Raw genomic sequence first — 18,769 nt, 5'->3', positions numbered from 1 at the left:
GATTTATATTTTATAAGCAAAGATTTAAAATAATCAGCGATAAATAGTATATAAGTATATATGAATTTAATTTGGGGTGTTCTATGATAAAGAATCTAAGAAAGAAAATAAATTCAAGGCAAGAGGTATTATCTCAGGTTTTGTATAAAACATTAATTTCAGTTAGCTTAGGTTTTATAGGCTTTATTGGAACATTTTTTGCATTAAGATTAAAAGTGGATCAATTTAATTTAGATTTTCTTTGGAGTTTGATTTTTCCTATGCTTGTCACCCAAGCATGGGGAGTAAAATATGGGATTTTAAGTTCAGTTATTGGATTAAGTGCATTTCATTCTTTTTATCTTTGGCAAAATGAAGGCTGGGGTTGTTTTGTTAGTTTTTTAATCATCATTGTTTGGTTTATATTACATGGATATGGAGCAGAGAAAAGAAAACAATCTAAAATGTATCTCTATAATATTTATTTTATTGAGATATTTTGTTTGTTAATAAACTTAATATTGTACTTTTTTTTATTTCCGCTGTCAATAAATTACAATCAGCATTCTTGGTATAATGAGGCTATTACTACTGTTAATATAGGTGACCTTTATATATTTTTTATAAAAAGAATAATTCAAGATTTTTTTATCCTTACTGGATGCGATACGTTACTATTATTACCAAATGTGAAAAGATTATTTTTATTTAATGTAGAAAGTAAATCAAGGTATAATGGGACTATTTTAGCAAGGACGTTGACTATCTGTATAATATTTTGTTTTCTTTCAGTATTTGTAGAATATTTATTATATTTGAGAGATAATCCATTTGAATTATGTCAAATTGTTGATGCAAGAGATGTAATACATTTTATTATTCTTATAATGTTTTGTATGGTTACAGGAAGCGCTACTATCCGTTACCTTGAGAAAAAACAGAAGGCAGAGGAACTTGCTAGACAAAGCGAGAGAAAATATAATGATATTTTTGAAAATATAGTGAACATTTATAGTGAGACGTTAATTAATGGAACAATAGTTGAAATGTCTCCTTCTGTGAAAAAAATTTTAGGATACGAGCAGCATGAAGTTATAGGGAAAAATATAGGAATAATCTATACAGAACTTAAGCTTAGAAAACAAATATTAAAGCGTTTGTTAGAAGAAACAAATATTGAAAACATAGAGCTTGAGGGGAGAAAGAAGGATGGTACGAAATGTATCTTACTAGTAAATTTTAGATTAGTTAATACAGACGATGGATTAAGAAAGATTATTAGTATTGGAAGAGATGTGACTGATTATGTAGAAGCTAAAAGAAAGGAAACTGAGATACAAGAAGAATATAAGATTATTTTCAATAAAATGCTTGAGGGAATGATAGTAAGTGAGTTTATATACGATGAAAATGGTGAACTTGTAGATGCAATAGCAACCAAAGCAAATCAAGCAATTGGGAAACATCTAGGTTTAAAGGTTTCTGATGTTATTGGTAATACATATATAAAATCCTTTGATGGAAATAAATCAACTCTGAAGAAGCTTCATAATATATTAAACACTGATATTCCATTGAAATATGAGGCTTTCACACAAAGATTTAATCGATATTTATTATTAAATGTTTTTAAACTTAATGACAAACAGATAGGTATAATGTTTCATGACATCTCTGATTTAAAGCAGTTAGAGGTAAATCAGAGAGAAATGGCAGAACGTCTAGAAGCAGTTTTTGAAAGTACTGATGATGGGATATATTCAGTAGATAGGAATTATCGCATTTTAAATTTTAATTCATCATTAAAAGAGTATATGAAACGAAGCTATGATGTTGAGATTGAGAAGGGGCAAAGCATATTGGAACTTATACCAGATGAAGTTGCACATGAATGGAAATCTTTTTATGACAATGCAATGAGTAGGGGAAGATATAGTTTCGAATATTATACTAATAATGATAATAGATATATTGAAGTATTCTTTAGTCCTATATATCACGATGGGCAAATCTGCGGAACGGCTGTATTTTCTAAGGATATTACTAAAAGAAAAAAAGCCGAACTGGAGATTATAAGGATTAACAAAGAACTGGAACAGCTTGTAGAAAAACGTACTATGGATCTTAGAAGTACTTTAAAAGAACTAGAAGCTTTCACTTATACAGTTTCACATGATTTGAAATCACCTTTAAGGGCAATTGAAGGATATAGTAGGATAATTCTTGAGGATTACGAAGAAACTCTTGAAAAAGAAGCTGTAAATATGATAACTAATATTGTTAATGTGAGCAGCGATATGATAAAACTCATAGACAGAGTGCTGCAATATTCAATTACTTCTAAAGAAAGTATTAAAAAGGAAAAAGTAGATATAAAGGAAATGTTAATAAATGTATTTAATGAATTAAAGACAATCTGTGTGGAAAGAAATATTAAATTTAGTATAGAAACAGCAATACCAACTGTAAATGCAGATCAAACTCTCATAAGGCAGGTAGTTTATAATATACTTAGCAATGCTGTAAAATTTACAAAAAACAAGGATATTGCAATTATTAGTGTAGGTTGTTTACAAAATTATAATGAACAAATTTTCTATATAGAAGATAATGGAACTGGCTTTGATATGAAATACTCTAAGAAGCTTTTTACTATGTTTCAAAGGCTTCATAATAAAGAAGAATATGATGGGAGTGGAATTGGATTAGCCATCGTACGTAAAATAATCCAAAAACATGGAGGAAGGACTTGGATAGAGAGCAAGTTAAATAAAGGTACTAAAGTTTATTTTACTCTACCTATTGAGGAATGTGATTAAATGTACAAGGTAATGATAGTTGATGATATGGAAATAGCAAGATTACAATTGAAGAGACTGAAAATATGGGGCGAAGTCTCAGGATTTGAAATTACAGATGAAGCTAGAAATGGATATGAGGCTATACAAAAGCTTCAAACTAATTCAGTTGACTTAATTATAACTGATATCCGTATGCCTATAGTAGACGGAGTAGAATTACTTGAGGAGGTAATGAAAAAAAAGCTGGCACTTTGTGTAGTCCTTTTTAGTGGCTATAGCGAATTTGAATATGCTAGAAAAGGATTGGTATTAGGTGCTTTTGATTATCTTATTAAACCAGTAAATGCAGATGATATTAACAAGTTACTTGAGAGAGCTAAATTATTCATCAGTGAAAAAAAGGAAGAGAAAAAACTAAAAGTATATAACCATTCATTAGATGTTACACAAATATTAGAATTGATTGAAAATGGCAGAACGGTAGAAAATTTGGCTTATTCTATTTTTGATAAACTAGTTTTGGGTGATTTTGATAAGATAAGAATGCATCATATAATTATAGAGTTTTTCGAAGAAGTATTGGAAGCGATAAATAATAATATGATTTGGTTTATAAAATTTGCTGATGCAAGTTACATTAAGAGTTTAAATCTGCATGATGTAGCTTCTTTAGAACAATTACGTGATATATACATTTCATGTATTAAAAATTTAGAAGCACAAATAATGTATTTATATTTAGGAAAAAGTTATGGTGTTTTAATAAATAAAGTAAGCATTTTTATTTTGAATAATGTAGAAAATGAAGTTACATTATCTACAATTGCAAGTTATATGGATATGAATAAGAATTATCTATGCGAAATTTTCAAGAAAAAGACGGGTATGTCACTTTTAGATTATATGACAAAAGTTAAAATGGAACGAGCTAAAAAGATGCTTAGAGAATCTGAAGATAGAAGTTATGAAATAGCAGATAAACTGGGTTACATGGATCCGGAGTATTTCAGCAGGCTATTTAAGAAGTATTCAGGTATGTCACCAACAGCGTATAGAAAATTAAAAAAATAAGGAAAAAGTGAAAGCGGTTATGAGATTAACTATAAATTTATAGATTAATTTATTCTTAAAATTGATTTTTTTCTTATAAATTAAATAAAAGCAATGTATATTTCAAGCAATACATTGCTTTTATTTTTTTAAAACTGAATTTTTTCTGGGTAAAATGTTGATTTTTTTCATTAAATTTTGAATTAAAGAAAGGTATAATAAATTTTGTCTTTTTATAATATATTGAGTAGCTGAAATTACTATACGGGAATTTTAACTAATGTCAAGAGGTTACCATTAACACAATTATATTAATAATGTTTGTAACGTTTCAATAAATAAAAAGAGCAAAAGTATTTAAAACTGCACAAGCTCTAATATATAACGGATTGCAGTCAATTTTGTTATGTGAAGTTTGAATGTTTTATAATATTGAAAAAATAATAAAAAGCGGAAACTGTGAAAAATTCTCTTTATCTGGGCACTTTGAGAATTTGGAGTTAGTAGTGCAACCGGCCAATAATTAGTTTATAAGCTAGCTATTGGTCTATATTTTTTTATAAAGAGAAGAGGAGAAGGGATTGGGAATATATGGGAAATTGTTATTTGCTGGTTTGAAAAAGGAATAAACGATATTTTTAATAAAAGTATAAATAACATAATTTATGGAAATTAGTGGAGGAAATATAATGAGAATTTTTAACAACTTAAAAATGTTATATAAGCTATTGATAGCTTTTATAATAATGGTAATATTTATTGGAAGTGTTGGTTTCGTAGGCATATCAAATATGAAAAAGATTAATTCAAATGTTTCAAACTTATATAATATGGATTTAATAGGCGTAAAGGATCTAAATATGATTAAAACAAATCTTATGACGGTTAGAGCAGATGTTTTGAATATTTTAGATCCTAAAAATAGCAGTAAAATTTCTAGTTATATTGATGATATTAACAAACTAGAAGAAGAAGATAAGAAGTTAGCTGAAGAGTATAAAACTACAATTACTACTACAATTGATGAGAAACAGTTTGCTCAGTTTGAAAAACTAATAGTTGATTACAGAACTTCTTATAATCAAATTATAGATAAAGTGAAAATTTCAGATTATGATGGGGCTAACTTTATTTTGCCTGAAGCTTCTAAAATTAGAGTGGATATGTTTGCTGTATTAAATAAAGAAATAGATTTAGCTACAAAAATGGCTGCTGATGATTATAATAGCAGCAATGCGATTTTTAAAAGTAGTACAATTATCTCTATTAGTATTATAGCAATAGCTATCATAGCAGCAATTATTTTGGGAACTGTTATATCTATTGTAATTTCAAAAAGATTAAAAGATATTTTAGAATTTTCGGAAGCTATGGGTGAGGGAAATCTTACAGCAACAATTAATATTGATTCAAAGGATGAAATAGGAAATGTTGCTAAAGCATTAAATAAATCTAAGGAAAATATTAAAATTTTAATAAGTGAAATAATGAATGGTGCTAGTGATATGAGTGCAACTAGTGAAGAATTGTCTGCAACTGTTGAAGAGGTTTCATCTAAAATGGAAGTAGTAAATCAATCAGTAGAACAAATATCTAAGGGAGTTCAAGATTTAAGTGCTACGACTGAGGAAGTAAGTGCATCAACGGAAGAAATAAGTGCTAGTACAAATGAACTTGCAAATAGAGCAAATGATTCGGAAGTATCTGTAAATGAGATAAAAGAGCGTGCTGTTGATATAAAAGTTAAAGCTTCAAAAAATATAGAAGAAGGTACAGTTATATATGACCAGAATCGCTCAAATATTTTAAAAGCAATTGAAAAAGTTAAAGTTGTAGAAGATGTTAAAATCATGGCAGATTCTATTGGTAGTATAGCACAGCAGACAAATTTATTAGCTTTAAATGCTGCAATAGAGGCAGCAAGAGCTGGTGAACAAGGAAGAGGATTTGCAGTAGTTGCAGATGAAGTAAGAAAGCTTTCTGAGCAAGCTTCACAAGCTGTTTTAGATATTCAAAGCATGGTTGGAGAGGTACAAGCAGCAGTTGGGCAGCTTTCACAAAGCGGACAAGATGTACTTAAGTTTATTGAGAATAATGTAAAACCAAGCTATGAATTTCTTCAGAGCACAGGCACTCAATATGAAAAAGATGCAGAATTTATGAATAACATTACAGAAGAGATTTCATCTTCGTCAAAACAAATGAATGGCGTTATTGAGCAAATAAGTGAGGCTATACAGAATGTATCTGCAACAGCAGAAGAATCAGCAACAAGCACTGAAGAAATAACAAATAGCGTTAATGAAGTAACTTTTGCCATTAATGATGTTGCAAAATCTGCACAAAGTCAGGCAGAACTTGCTCAAAAACTAACTGATATGGTACAGAATTTTAAATTGTAATTTCAGTTAGCTATTACATAAATTTAAGTCTGTTTATCTATAAGATTTAGGTGTTTTTCCAGTGAGTCTTAGAAAATTTCTATTAAAAGAACGTATGCTTGAGTAGCCACAGGTATAAGCTATATCTGTAATTGTAGCTTGACTATTTTTTAATAAATATAAAGCATAGTTTATTCTATTTTCATTAATAAAATTAACTAATGATGTACCTAAAATGTTATTTAGATATTTAGAAAGATAAGTATAGCTATAACCGAATTCGGAGGAAATACTTTTTAATGAGATGTTCTTAGTGAAATTTTCTTGGACATAGGTGAGGGTTTTATGTAATAATTCATAATCAGGTTTTATACTATCTAATAATTTAGTATGCTCAATAATTTCTGAGCATAAAAGATATAAGCAGCCTTTCATTTGAAGAAGATTTAAATTATCTTTGAAAATTTTGTCTAGAACTAAAGCTTCAGTATTTGAAGATAAATTAAATACTGGATTTTCTAAAGTTTTACCATCAATCATATTATGAAAGGTCTCTACATATTCAGGTGGAAATACACAAATATTTGCATCTGAATATTTTTTTGTTGTAATGGAATGGACTTCATAGGGTAATATTAATATACAGCTATTTTCGGGTATGTTAAAAGTTCTGTTATTAACAGAAACTTCAATATTGCCATTAGTAACATATATAAACTCAAAGCTACGATGCAAATGCTTTGGATAATTAAGATCATGAGGGTTATAGTAGGAAAAAAGATTATTTTTACCAAAGTGGTAAGACTCATATTTTAGCATGATATTCCTCCAGAAGGATAAATTTTGTCTACAATTATATAAGTAATTTCTTGTTAAGTCAACATAAAATTGGATATTATTAAATCAAGAGGAAAGACATAGATAAGGCACGTGAAAATAAATAACAAGTCTAATTTGAATGTGCCTAAATATAATTTTGGAGGTAGATATTGTGAAGAATAAGAGAATAACTCATGAATATGCATTAGAAAAAGCAAAAGAATTGGTTTCTAAAATGACACTTCAAGAAAGAGCAGAACAATTGACATATAAGGCTCCGGCCATAAAACATTTAAATATACAAAGATATAATTGGTGGAATGAAGGACTTCATGGCGTAGCAAGAGCAGGTACAGCAACCGTGTTTCCACAAGCTATTGGACTAGCTGCTATGTTTGATGATGAATTTTTAAAAGAAATTGCAGGAATTATAGCAACTGAAGGACGTGCAAAATATAATGAAAATTCTAAAAAAGAAGATAGAGATATATATAAAGGATTAACATATTGGTCACCGAATGTAAACATTTTTAGAGATCCTAGATGGGGAAGAGGCCATGAAACATATGGGGAGGATCCATACTTAACTTCTAAATTGGGAGTTGCCTTTGTTAATGGATTGCAAGGAGATGGAAAATATTTAAAGATAGCAGCATGTGCTAAGCATTTTGCAGTACACAGTGGGCCAGAAGCTTTAAGGCATGAATTTAATGCAGTTGTAAGCAAAAAGGATTTATATGAAACTTATTTGCCAGCTTTTGAAGCTTGTGTAAAAGAAGCTGATGTTGAAGCTGTAATGGGGGCTTATAATCGTACAAACGATGAACCTTGTTGTGGAAGTGAACTTTTATTAAAAGATATTTTAAGAGGAAAATGGAAATTTAAAGGTCATGTAGTATCTGATTGCTGGGCTATTGCAGATTTCCATTTACATCATAATGTTACAAGTACTGCTACTGAATCAGCTGCTCTTGCAATAAAAAATGGCTGTGATTTAAATTGTGGAAATGTATATCTTCAAATGTTGTTAGCATATAAGGAAGGGTTAGTAACAGATGATGATATAACAAGAGCAACAGAAAGATTGATGGCAACTAGAATTAGATTAGGCATGTTTGATGAAGAGTGCGAATATAACGAAATACCTTATGAAATGAATGATTGTAAGGAGCACAATGAAGCTTCTTTAATGGCTTCAAGAAAATCTATAGTAATGCTTAAGAATAATGGATTACTTCCATTGGATAAATCTAAATTAAAATCTATTGGAGTTATAGGACCTAATGCAAATAGTGAATTAATGTTAAAAGGAAATTATTTTGGTACAGCATCTAAATACATTACAATTTTAGACGGAATTCATGAAGCAGTAGATTCAGAGAATATAAGAGTATTTTATTCAGAAGGATGCCATTTATACAAAGATAGAGTATCAGATTTAGCACAAGCAGATGATAGAATGGCTGAAGCTGTAACTGTGGCAGAACACAGTGATATTGTTGTTCTTTGTTTAGGATTAGATTCTTCTATTGAAGGTGAACAAGGAGATGCAAGTAATAGTGAGGGTGCTGGAGATAAGTTAAACTTAAATTTACCAGGTAAACAACAAGAATTACTTGAAAATGTACTAGCAGTAGGTAAACCAGTTATAGTTGTCCTTGGAGCTGGAAGTGCATTGACATTACAAGGACAAGAAGAAAAATGTGATTCTATTTTAAATACATGGTATCCAGGCAGCTTTGGAGGTAGAGCAGTATCAGATTTATTATTTGGTAAATGTTCACCAAGTGGGAAATTGCCTGTGACTTTCTATAAAACTACTGAAGAGTTACCAGAATTCACTGATTACTCTATGAAAGGCAGAACTTATCGTTATATGAAAGGGGAAAGTTTATATCCATTTGGTTATGGTTTGACTTATTCAACAGTAAAATTATCAGATTTGACAACATCTAAGGTTTCAAAGGATTTTGAAAATGTTAATGTAAGCATCAAGATTACTAATACAGGAAATTATGATATAGAAGAAGTAGTTCAATGTTATGTAAAAGATCTTGAATCAAAATATGCAGTGGATAATTATAGCTTATCAGGATTTAAGCGTATTGAACTTAAAAAAGGTGAGACTAAGAATGTATTGATGACAATAGATAGAAAATCTTTTGAGGCTGTAAATGATGAAGGAGAAAGAATTCTTGACAGCAATAAATTTAAGTTGTTTGTTGGCATATCACAACCTGATAAAAGAAGTGTTGAGCTTACAGGAATATCTCCATTAGAAGCTAATATTGAATTGGCATAGATATCCGAATTAAGACTTAGACTTATGTGGTAACTCACCGAAACAAAAGCATGCCCCCTATTTCTACTTTTGGATATATATTCAAAGCATAAGTGTTATTTATAAAGAAGCTGCTGCAAAACTAACAGAGTTTAGTTTTGTAGCGACTCATTTTTTAGATATAAAAAAATGTGAATTCCGAAGAACTCACATTGATTGTATAATTAAATTATGCAACTAACTAAATCATACATTAAAAATTATAATGAGTTTAATGATAATTTTCAACTTATATTACCATTAAATTTAGAAAACTTAATACCAGAAGATGATTCTGTCCGTTTGCTAAGCCACGTATTGGAGGGATTAGATTACAGAAAGTTATATAAGGAGTACCCTTCAATTGGAAGAAAACCGGCAGTGGAACCTAAAATCATGTTCAAAATAATATTTTATGCTTATTCTCAAAATATTTATTTAAGCAGAAAAATAGAAAAAGCATGTAAAAGATGATCACATGAAAAATGGTCAATTAAAACCATCATATAATGTACAAATTGCAGTTGAAAGCGAATATGTGACAGGTGTCGGAATATTTGATTATTTTGCTTTATTTTGACTACAACATTAACAAATTACATTCTAAAATACAAAATGAAAGAATTCAGAAGCATCTTCATGAATTAAAGTCTACTGCTTAATTATGGAATAAAGTGACTAGGACTATTTAAGTGCGCTTAAAAGTCAGAAATCTTTAAGTAATTAATGTGGAATTCTAAATATTTGGAAATTCACTAGTTTAAACCGAAAAGGAGCATCGCTCCTGATTAAAGTTTAAAATGATACCTATAGACTGGACACATGAAAAAAAGTGTTTAGTGTGTAGGTATCATTTTATTAATAGATGGCTTTTTTCTTACAAAATTGAAAGATAAATGTAATGATTATCAATATAACATTATTCAAATATAGATTACAATATAAAGTGCAAATTTGATTTAGATTTAGTTGTATTTATTTAGGAGGTTAAAAATGAATGAATTTATATTGCGCACAGAAAAACTTACTAAAGCATTTAAAAAACAATATGCAGTAAGTAACATATCACTTTCTATACCATCAAATTCAATTTACGGTTTACTAGGTCCAAATGGTGCTGGAAAATCTACTTTGCTAAAAATGATATGCGGAATGCTCAAACCAACTTCCGGAAATATTGTATTTAATGATCATAAGTGGAGTAGACAAGATTTAAAATTAATAGGTTCTCTTATAGAATCTGCACCATTATATGAAAATTTAACTGCTAGAGATAATTTAAAAGTTAGAACAAAATTACTTGGACTCCCTGATTCTCGAATAGATGAAGTCTTGAATATAGTAGACCTTAAAGATACTGGCAAAAAACACGCTGGCCAATTTTCAATGGGAATGAAGCAACGTTTAGGAATTGCAATTGCACTTATTAATCATCCAAAATTATTAATTTTAGATGAACCTACAAATGGACTTGATCCATTTGGAATACAAGAACTTAGAAATCTGATAAAATCATTACCACAAAAAGGTATCACAGTTATAATATCAAGCCATATTCTAAGTGAAATAGAACAAATTGCTGATTACATAGGCATTATTTGTGGCGGAGTTTTAGGATATGAAGGCAAATTGAAAAAAGGAGAAGTCTTAGAAAATCTATTCATGGAAGTTGCAAGTAAATATAGAAGGGAGATATAGTAATGATTAAGTATTTTGTATCAGAAAACTTGAAAATAAAGAATACCTTTTTAAATAAATTTATATTTATTATGCCAATACTTACAATTATATTTACTCTTTTATTGGAGCCAACTGCATTGCAAAAAGGGTCTTACAATTTTTGGTATATTTTCATCTATCCTGGAACAGTAACTTTAATTTCTACGCTGTTAAGTAGAGTTGATGGTAAAATAAAAAATAAATCAGTACTATCACTACCTCTAGATCTAAGCAAAGTATGGATATCTAAAATTTTAATAGGTATAAAAAGTATTTTTATATCATGTCTAGTACTTTTCTTCGCAGTACAGATTATTCCAATTATTTATAGTAATTCATTCCAAAATGCTATTTCATTTTTAAATGGATTTATAGCTATTATAATACTTGTTATTACATTTTCTTGGCAAATTCCTTTGTGGATTTATTTAGGCAATAAAATTGGTCTATTTATTACAACAATTATTTCAATAATTGTAAACTTTTTATCATCAGTTATAGCAGTTAAAAATCTTTGGTGGATATGTCCATTCACTTATCCATCTAGACTTATGTGCCCTATCTTAAAAATTTTACCTAACGGATTGCCAGCTACACCAGGCAGTGTAACATTTACTCCTGAATTTCTTAACATTTTAAATATACCTTTAGGTATAGCACTATCTATTATTTTATTTTGTCTTGTAACCTATTTAACTGCTAATTGGTATAAATCACAGGAGGTTTAATGTATATGATACTTGCAATAATCAATAGTCTTAAGGCTGATCTATTAAGATGAAACATACAATTTTTTATTGGATTCATATTTGCATTCCAATTTTAGGAGTATTATTAGTTGTAATAGATTATTTTATCCATAATAGTGATGGAATAAGTAGCATTGGTACGCTCTTAGAAACTATTTCACTGATATTTCCTATTCTTATATCTGTAATATGTTCATTAGTAATAGAACAAGAAGAAAATGCAGGAAACTTCAAAGAAATTCTAGGTAATATTTATGGAAAGTATTTAGGTTTTTTCAGCAAAATATTAATATTGCTTTTTTTCGGGCTCGCTTCTACTATTTTGACTATCAGTGGATATTTTATAGTATCTAAATTTTTCTTACAGCAAGATGTATTTGATTTATCTTTTTATATAGAATTAATTTTTATAACATTCGGAAGTCAAATATTTTTATATTTGTTTCACACATTTTTAAGTTTTACACTAGGATCAGCTGGTTCAATTGGTATTTCTATATTTGAAAGTTTAATTACAGCTTTAATGGAAACAAGTCTTGGTGATGGTGTATGGTTCTTAATCCCCTGTGGATGGTGCATTCGTTTTACTAAGTATTTTATTGCACACCAATCATTAACTTCATTTTTTTACTATGTTTTAAGTATTAAATGTAGCATATTATTTACCATAATATTTTTTATATTTCTTATTATTTGGTTTCACTTCTACGAGGGTAAAAAAATTATTTAATCTTTTTACTGATTCAATGCTTTATTTAAGCCATTTATAAAATATCAAATTTAGAATTTTTGCTTAGTATTTATCTATATTTCTTATCCAGAATTTCGGCAAAAAGCATAAATTTTTATAAAAAATCTATGCTTTTTCTTCTGTAAAAGAGAAAAAATTGACTTTAAAACAACTTGCTGCTAAAGTAAGCTTTTTTTAATTTAATATCTTAAAAATTTATATTTAATCAAAATCACTCTAACCTCTTATAATTAGTGCGTTACAAGCTATTTTTCGAGTGTATCATTAGTAGGAACTGTTACCCTTAGTGAATGCCCCCTAAGTTATCTTATACTTATATTGTAATTCTTTAATAATTCTATAGGCTTGTACCCTTGATATTGGTTGGTTGTCTCCTTCTCTACTCTTAATTAAATATTCATCATTTGGCTTTCCTCACCAGTAAACTTCCAACTCTTTGTATAATTCTTTATGAATAGCAATACTTTTATACTTTTTAGTTTTATCTTCTTTTTTCTTAATTGATATTTTCCCCTTAACATTCTTTAACTCTTAATTCTAAATCATGTATAAATACCAATTAAAATCATTATTAAATTACGCTCCTGGCTACTGCTCTTTAAATCTTTTATTATTGATCTAATCTTTTGATTATCTTTTATTGGATTTACTCTCATTTTAATCAGGAGCGACACTCCCTTTTATTTTATTTGTTTTAGTTATATCATTAAAACAAATAAAGCAATAATTGAAATTATACATCCAATGGACTCTAACAAGTATAATTTATCTTTAATTTTTACATATTTATAGAAAGCCTTAGCAAGTTCACTAATAAAAAATATGCTAAAAAGTTTATATGATATCTGAGCACTCCTAACATATTCCACCACAATTAAAAGTAATATATATATTGTTACACTTGTGATGCTCATGCTATTAGCTACTGCATTAATTTTTTTTCTCTCTTCCGAAAGCAAATAGTTAGAATCTTCATTTAGTATTTTCTTTTTTTTCATAAAGCCTCCTAAAGGAAATTAAATTATAATTTATTTTTCAAAACTATATTTATAACCTATAATTTTATGCAAAACAGTTTTGTTTAATTCCATTAATTCCTGATATTTCAGCAGCTAGATTAACATTTGTATAAACAATAGTTCCTTTATCACCACGTTTTGCTTTTAATCCCTTTGATTCTTCTGGTAAATAAATATCAAAGCTTTTATCTTCATCATATGCTGATTTCAAAACAATTCCTTTAGATGCATTGTGAGGTATTTTAACAATCGAATTTGTTCCATTAGCGTTGCAATATATTCTTTAGTTTCAGTCAAATTGTAAAATTAATCTCGTAATTTACAATTATCATTATATTCAAATAAAGTAAATATTAATGTAATTAAACGCACAAAATAATGCATAAAAATACTTTTTTAAATATTTACTACTAATTAATCGTTTTATTCACCACAATATACTTTTTGTATTAATCGTATTGATTGTGATTATTGTTAATGATAATATCTGAGATTATATATATTTTTTGGAGTTTCTTTTATATATTTCTATGTTGCATTGCTTATTCATAAAAAAATCCCCTAGCGGAGACTGTGAGTTTTGTAACTTTAAAACGGAAAAGGTTCATCTTCACCAATCAAATATGAACCTCCTGCTGTTTTCTTTTCTTAAAAAATAATTAATGTGGAATTCTAAATATTTGAAAATTCACTAGTTTAAACCGAAAAGGACCATTGCTCCTGTGGAACAAAAATGTATGGGATTTCGGTTAACTACCACATAACTATGTTTATATTTTGAATATATACTATATCAGAAAGGATAGGTACTTTTTTGTGAAGTGTTACATTAGAGAATATGTTGCAGGCATTTCTTCATCTTATCCAATAACCGAAGGTAAGGAAGCTATTAAAATTCAAGATATTGTTATTAATCCATAGATTAGAAGGTAAAATTTATATTGTCTATAAATTGAACATACTGTATCTAGAAAAGAAAATTAATTAGTACTGCTGATTAGGCTAATAATACGAAGCTGGGATTGGGGACAGCAAATAAAAATTGTTTTTTAATAATAAATTAGATTATCGCACTATTCTAAGAGTGCGATATTTTTTTATTCAAAATATATGAATACTACAAAATTCAGGAAAGCTATTAAGAATATAAGTATAAATTTTCAAAGATTAATGTAGATAAACATATAAAACATTTCTTTATATTCCTAAAATTGTTCGTTTTATACCAATAAAGTTTAAATTTTAGCGGATAATGTATATAATTGTATGTAAAAATGTAAAAAATTATATATTTTGATAAATATAGTTATGGATAGTGATTATAGTATTTTATTAAAAGAGAAATATGGAGGATGAATGTTTTGGAAAATAACTATGATGGAGAAAAAACTGAACCTATAGATTACAGAGAAATAAAAATATCTACTTTTGATTTAGAAGCGATAAAAAGCTTTAGGATAGAATCTAGTATTAATAATCATAGTACTTTAGAGTTGGTTGGAATATTACCAGAGGACAGAAAGGATCATGACATTAGTACAAGTTATAATACTCCAATTGAAGTATATTGTGAAAATGATCAAGGACATAAAACAATTTATATTGGAATAATAACTGAAATAAAAGTTAAAAATTGTGCAGAGTATTATGAATTACATATTAAGGCTAAAAGTTATACTTATTTAATGGATATTAAAAAGAAAAGTCGTTCTTTTCAAAATACAGATATGAAGATTATTAATCTTATATCTGCAATTACAAGACCATATTATAAAGCTGTTTTTAATTATTATATTGATAATGCTCCAACAAATAGACTATGGGTTCAGTACAACGAAACAGATTGGGAATTCATAAAACGTGTAGCATCTTATTATAATGCGGGACTTTTTCCGAATAATACTTTGGAAGGAGTTCATTATTTTGTGGATACACCAGAATTAGAAAGCAAAAACTTAGAAATAAATGAATATGTAGCGTCTAAATCATTTGAAGATTATGAGGACATGAAGGAAAATGATACACCAGATTTAAGTGAAATAGATTATATAACCTATAGAGTTAAGAGTTATGAACTTTTAGAATTAGGCGACAATATCACATTTAAAGAACAAGTTTTTTATGTATCAAAACTTATTTATGAAATTATAGAGAATAACAGTATATTAGAGAATACGTATATTCTGCAACCTAAAGGTGGACAAAAACAAAAGCGATTATATGGAGATAATTTATCAGGAATATCATTAAAAGGAAGCGTTCTTGAAGTTACAGGCGATAAAATAAAAGTTAAATTGGATATAGATAAGGATCAGGATGCTAGTGAAGCTTATTGGTTTACTTATTCAACATTATCTGCTTCAACTGATGGAAGCGGTTGGTATTTTATGCCTGAAGTTAATGATAGAGTGAGAATATATTTCCCAACTAATGATGAAGATGATGCTTTTGCTATAAGTTGTATACAACAAATAAAGGGTGATCCAGCTGTAAAATATATATCAACTATTTATGGTAATAAAGTTGTATTTGGCAGTGACAGCGTAACAATAACAGCTGATAATAATGCAACAATTGTTCTTGGAAAAAACGGAGGTATTAGTATTAATGGAGGAAGTATAAGCTTAAATGCAAGTGAAGCTATTAATATTAGAGCTGAAGATAGTGTCGTCATATCTGGGAAAAGTAATGTAGAAATAAGCTGTGATAAAGGTGGGAAAACAATATTAGATGGTGGCGGAAATATAGAGCTTAAAGGCACAAAAGTGAGGATTAACTAGGAGGGATAGATTATGGCAATGACATATGTAGTGGATGGAGCAAAAATAAAATGTTCTAAAGCAATAGGGGAAAGTACATTAAAAAAGTCTGATGAATGGAATTTAGAACTTCATGATAAAAAAATGCTTACTGTTGCAGATAATAAACCTGATGAAAATGTTGTACCGTTTAAGATGTGCACAAGCTCAAAAAATCCAAAGGTGAAAGAATCAGGGAATAATCAAGCACCATGTAAACCAGTTATATTAAAAAAATGGGCAAAAGGAAAAACAGATGTTTATTTAAAGGGTGAGTTAGCATTAAACAGTGAATGTATTTTAAGCTGCATGTATGGCGGAATAATAAAAATTATAGATGATGGGCAGAGTGAATAGTAATGGAGGTAGTAAAAAAGTGGTTATTAATTATGAAAATGTACAAATAGAACTACCTTATGAAGTCTTAAATATTGAAAAGCTGCATTTAATTGCGCAAGTAAATGAACATCATACTTTAAGCTTAGAAGCACTTATAAATGAAGAAAATGCAGAAGAATATTTAGAAGAAAGTTTGGAAAGTAAAGATGTAAGACTAACTATAAATGGAAAGGTAATTTATGTTGGTAAAATCATAAAATTAGAAATTCATTATAAGGGACAAGTTGCAAAGTTAAAACTTAATTCCATTTCTTATTCTTATGATTTAGATATAAAAAAGCATAAACAAGCTTTTTATAATTTACAGAGTACCTATGAAGATGTAGTTGCTAAAGTTTTAAGCAAATATTCAAATACAGATTTCAAAGATAATATAACTTATAGAAGTTATATAAAGGATTTGCTTGTGCAATATGAAGAAACAGATTTTGAATTTATAAAACGTTTAGCAAGTTATTTTGAAACAGTAATAGTGGTGGATGCAACTTCTAATAGGAGTAGATTCAATTTTGGAATAGAAATTATTGATAGTCAAGTTGAATTAGAAAAGGACTTTAAGGAATCTAATATTAAGTTTGATGATTTTACTAAAATATTAAGCGTTTCAAAGGATAATTTAATTGAGCAGAACTTTATAGGCTGGAAAGTAGAAGGTAAGGAATATATTTCTTTAGGAAATCAACTTGCATATGAAGGACAAAAGGTTATAGTCTCTAAAGTTGAAATGAAGCAAAAAAAAGGTGAATTCATTTATGTATATGAATTAAAGTTTTTAAATGGAATAAAGAAAATTCATCAATTGAATTCAAAACTTAAAGGAGTGAGCCTTGAAGGGATAGTAAAAAATCGTAGAAACAATGAGATTCAAGTACATTTTTCTATTAATGATGAGTATGAAGATGTAGAAGGAAATAAGTGGTTCTCCTATGGGAGAGAAGTTTCAAATTTTTATTGTATGCCTTTAATTGGAGATAAGGTTCACATAACTTTTTTAAGTAGTGATGAAAAAGATACTATTGTGACAAATGTAGTAAGAAATGGAGATTCAAGTTCATTAGTTCCAAGTAATAAATCATATTCAACAGAAAATGGACAGGAATTATTAATTGCACCAGAAATGCTTCAGATTTCAGCAGATGAAGGAAAAAGCATTCAAATATCATTAAATAATAATGGAAGTGTGAGTATTACTGGAGATAGCATAAACTTGAAATCTAGCTCAAACGTAGAAATTGGAAATAATATATCATCAAATTCTAATAAAAATGTATCTAAGCCAGATAGTATTAACATTTCAGCTAAAAATAAAGTAACAATTACAAGGGCAAGTAAAGGAATAAATACAGCACAGAGCATTCAGCTTGCAGAAGAAAATCATTTAAGAGGAATTATTAAGATGTCTTAATGATTATGTATTTATTTGAATGTACCTTATAAGCTGGATAAACATAAGTGAGAATAAAGGGAGAGAAAAATGAAGTATTTTGAGATACTGAAGGATTCAAGAATTTTTTATAAATATGAAATACAAGAAGTAGAATGGCAGGAAATAGAAGGGCAAAACATTGGGACAGGATATTTTAAAGGAAAAGAAAATGATATGCCTGATTTTATAAACTATAAGAAAGAATTTTTAGTTTCGCTAGAATTAAAAAATGTTCTAGAAATGTATACATATGATGTAAAGTTTAATTTAATAACTTTTAACAATATGGAAGCTAAAATTCAAAAGGAATATTACAGTGTCGAAGCACCACTAGTTGAAGGACTTGGAGAAAGTACAATTTATAATAAGGACAATACAGTAAAAGAAAGAGTATTAAGTCATAAAAAATTACAGAATTATAGTGTATTTAGATTAAAAGAACTTGAGCCTACACAGTTTTCAAGACCACACATTTTTGTGCATCTGGATATTGTAGAAAGTGCATTAAGAAGGGGAGTGTGGGGAATGAACTTTGATGAAATGGTGGTGGAAGATTAA

15 protein-coding genes, 1 pseudogene and 1 riboswitch are annotated in these 18,769 nt (G+C 28.3%); of the genes and pseudogenes, 12 read left to right on the top strand and 4 right to left on the bottom strand.

Features of this window, described 5'->3' with window-relative positions; translation table 11 throughout:
• Window positions 1-83 precede the first annotated feature (83 nt).
• The 3 genes from CLSA_RS22250 (at window position 84) to CLSA_RS17650 (ending at window position 6,232) form a co-directional block, all read left to right on the top strand.
• Window positions 84-2,798 carry a PAS domain-containing sensor histidine kinase gene (locus CLSA_RS22250; RefSeq protein ID WP_022748320.1) on the top strand — a complete coding sequence of 905 codons (2,715 nt, stop codon included), beginning with the start codon at window positions 84-86 and terminating at the stop codon, window positions 2,796-2,798.
• Entirely contained in the window at window positions 2,799-3,851 is a 1,053-nt protein-coding gene (locus tag CLSA_RS17655) for a response regulator transcription factor (RefSeq protein WP_022748316.1), read from the top strand. It abuts the gene before it with no gap.
• Window positions 3,852-4,273: 422 nt separating this feature from the next.
• A riboswitch (cyclic di-GMP riboswitch) is annotated at window positions 4,274-4,357 on the top strand.
• Between the two features lie 162 nt (window positions 4,358-4,519).
• Window positions 4,520-6,232, top strand: coding sequence for a methyl-accepting chemotaxis protein (locus tag CLSA_RS17650; RefSeq protein ID WP_022748313.1), 1,713 nt, complete (start codon window positions 4,520-4,522; stop codon window positions 6,230-6,232).
• A 33-nt stretch (window positions 6,233-6,265) separates the two neighbouring features.
• On the opposite strand, the gene CLSA_RS17645 is transcribed toward CLSA_RS17650, so the two are convergent.
• A complete protein-coding gene (locus CLSA_RS17645; protein ID WP_022748310.1) occupies window positions 6,266-7,030 on the bottom strand; it encodes an AraC family transcriptional regulator in 765 nt (254 codons plus the stop codon).
• A 139-nt stretch (window positions 7,031-7,169) separates the two neighbouring features.
• Between CLSA_RS17645 and CLSA_RS17640 the strand changes: the two genes are divergently transcribed.
• The 5 genes and pseudogenes from CLSA_RS17640 to CLSA_RS17615 all read left to right on the top strand — a co-directional run bounded on the left by CLSA_RS17640 (window position 7,170) and on the right by CLSA_RS17615 (window position 12,548).
• Window positions 7,170-9,332 carry a glycoside hydrolase family 3 C-terminal domain-containing protein gene (locus CLSA_RS17640; RefSeq protein WP_052334815.1) on the top strand — a complete coding sequence of 721 codons (2,163 nt, stop codon included), beginning with the start codon at window positions 7,170-7,172 and terminating at the stop codon, window positions 9,330-9,332.
• 210 nt (window positions 9,333-9,542) lie between these two features.
• Window positions 9,543-9,821, top strand: a pseudogene (locus CLSA_RS17635) (transposase); the annotation flags it as partial.
• Between the two features lie 522 nt (window positions 9,822-10,343).
• Window positions 10,344-11,048: a lantibiotic protection ABC transporter ATP-binding protein gene (locus CLSA_RS17625; protein WP_022748301.1), complete on the top strand. Its 705-nt coding sequence runs from the start codon at window positions 10,344-10,346 to the stop codon at window positions 11,046-11,048.
• A 2-nt stretch (window positions 11,049-11,050) separates the two neighbouring features.
• Window positions 11,051-11,797 carry a lantibiotic immunity ABC transporter MutE/EpiE family permease subunit gene (locus tag CLSA_RS17620; RefSeq protein ID WP_022748297.1) on the top strand — a complete coding sequence of 249 codons (747 nt, stop codon included), beginning with the start codon at window positions 11,051-11,053 and terminating at the stop codon, window positions 11,795-11,797.
• A gap of 49 nt (window positions 11,798-11,846) precedes the next feature.
• Window positions 11,847-12,548 carry a lantibiotic immunity ABC transporter MutG family permease subunit gene (locus CLSA_RS17615; RefSeq protein ID WP_022748293.1) on the top strand — a complete coding sequence of 234 codons (702 nt, stop codon included), beginning with the start codon at window positions 11,847-11,849 and terminating at the stop codon, window positions 12,546-12,548.
• 410 nt (window positions 12,549-12,958) lie between these two features.
• Here the strand turns inward: CLSA_RS17615 and CLSA_RS24415 are convergent, their stop codons facing one another.
• The 3 genes from CLSA_RS24415 to CLSA_RS23205 all read right to left on the bottom strand — a co-directional run bounded on the left by CLSA_RS24415 (window position 12,959) and on the right by CLSA_RS23205 (window position 13,799).
• Complete coding sequence (locus tag CLSA_RS24415; protein WP_022748289.1) at window positions 12,959-13,090, bottom strand: hypothetical protein; 132 nt, start codon at window positions 13,088-13,090, stop codon at window positions 12,959-12,961.
• Between the two features lie 177 nt (window positions 13,091-13,267).
• The gene (locus tag CLSA_RS17610; RefSeq protein ID WP_022748282.1) at window positions 13,268-13,567 is read right to left on the bottom strand and encodes a DUF6442 family protein; all 300 of its coding nucleotides are present in this window, start codon (window positions 13,565-13,567) and stop codon (window positions 13,268-13,270) included.
• A gap of 64 nt (window positions 13,568-13,631) precedes the next feature.
• The gene (locus tag CLSA_RS23205) at window positions 13,632-13,799 is read right to left on the bottom strand and encodes a hypothetical protein (protein ID WP_022748280.1); all 168 of its coding nucleotides are present in this window, start codon (window positions 13,797-13,799) and stop codon (window positions 13,632-13,634) included.
• Between the two features lie 1,150 nt (window positions 13,800-14,949).
• On the opposite strand from CLSA_RS23205, the gene CLSA_RS17605 reads away from it, so the two are divergent.
• From CLSA_RS17605 to CLSA_RS17590, 4 genes are all read left to right on the top strand, one after another.
• The gene (locus tag CLSA_RS17605; RefSeq protein ID WP_022748279.1) at window positions 14,950-16,368 is read left to right on the top strand and encodes a contractile injection system protein, VgrG/Pvc8 family; all 1,419 of its coding nucleotides are present in this window, start codon (window positions 14,950-14,952) and stop codon (window positions 16,366-16,368) included.
• 12 nt (window positions 16,369-16,380) lie between these two features.
• On the top strand, window positions 16,381-16,743 hold the full coding sequence (locus tag CLSA_RS17600) for a DUF4280 domain-containing protein (protein ID WP_022748275.1): 363 nt from the start codon (window positions 16,381-16,383) through the stop codon (window positions 16,741-16,743).
• A 19-nt stretch (window positions 16,744-16,762) separates the two neighbouring features.
• Complete coding sequence (locus CLSA_RS17595) at window positions 16,763-18,190, top strand: type VI secretion system Vgr family protein (RefSeq protein ID WP_041716329.1); 1,428 nt, start codon at window positions 16,763-16,765, stop codon at window positions 18,188-18,190.
• A 69-nt stretch (window positions 18,191-18,259) separates the two neighbouring features.
• The gene (locus tag CLSA_RS17590) at window positions 18,260-18,769 is read left to right on the top strand and encodes a hypothetical protein (protein WP_022748266.1); all 510 of its coding nucleotides are present in this window, start codon (window positions 18,260-18,262) and stop codon (window positions 18,767-18,769) included.

Source organism: Clostridium saccharobutylicum DSM 13864 (assembly GCF_000473995.1).
Classification (GTDB): Bacteria; Bacillota; Clostridia; order Clostridiales; family Clostridiaceae; genus Clostridium; species Clostridium saccharobutylicum.
The sequence above is the reverse complement of the archived record's forward strand: the minus strand, read 5'-3'. Positions and strand labels throughout refer to the sequence as shown.

What these genes read in the sequence shown, in the direction of transcription:
- CLSA_RS17620 (WP_022748297.1), top strand. Translation starts at nt 11,051, where the DNA reads ATGATTAAGTATTTTGTATCAGAAAACTTGAAAATAAAGAATACCTTT.
- CLSA_RS17650 (WP_022748313.1), top strand. Translation starts at nt 4,520, where the DNA reads ATGAGAATTTTTAACAACTTAAAAATGTTATATAAGCTATTGATAGCT.
- CLSA_RS17625 (WP_022748301.1), top strand. Translation starts at nt 10,344, where the DNA reads ATGAATGAATTTATATTGCGCACAGAAAAACTTACTAAAGCATTTAAA.
- CLSA_RS17610 (WP_022748282.1), bottom strand. Translation starts at nt 13,567, where the DNA reads ATGAAAAAAAAGAAAATACTAAATGAAGATTCTAACTATTTGCTTTCG.
- CLSA_RS17600 (WP_022748275.1), top strand. Translation starts at nt 16,381, where the DNA reads ATGGCAATGACATATGTAGTGGATGGAGCAAAAATAAAATGTTCTAAA.
- CLSA_RS17590 (WP_022748266.1), top strand. Translation starts at nt 18,260, where the DNA reads ATGAAGTATTTTGAGATACTGAAGGATTCAAGAATTTTTTATAAATAT.
- CLSA_RS17640 (WP_052334815.1), top strand. Translation starts at nt 7,170, where the DNA reads ATGTGCCTAAATATAATTTTGGAGGTAGATATTGTGAAGAATAAGAGA.
- CLSA_RS17645 (WP_022748310.1), bottom strand. Translation starts at nt 7,030, where the DNA reads ATGCTAAAATATGAGTCTTACCACTTTGGTAAAAATAATCTTTTTTCC.
- CLSA_RS24415 (WP_022748289.1), bottom strand. Translation starts at nt 13,090, where the DNA reads ATGTTAAGGGGAAAATATCAATTAAGAAAAAAGAAGATAAAACTAAAA.
- CLSA_RS22250 (WP_022748320.1), top strand. Translation starts at nt 84, where the DNA reads ATGATAAAGAATCTAAGAAAGAAAATAAATTCAAGGCAAGAGGTATTA.
- CLSA_RS17655 (WP_022748316.1), top strand. Translation starts at nt 2,799, where the DNA reads ATGTACAAGGTAATGATAGTTGATGATATGGAAATAGCAAGATTACAA.
- CLSA_RS17615 (WP_022748293.1), top strand. Translation starts at nt 11,847, where the DNA reads ATGAAACATACAATTTTTTATTGGATTCATATTTGCATTCCAATTTTA.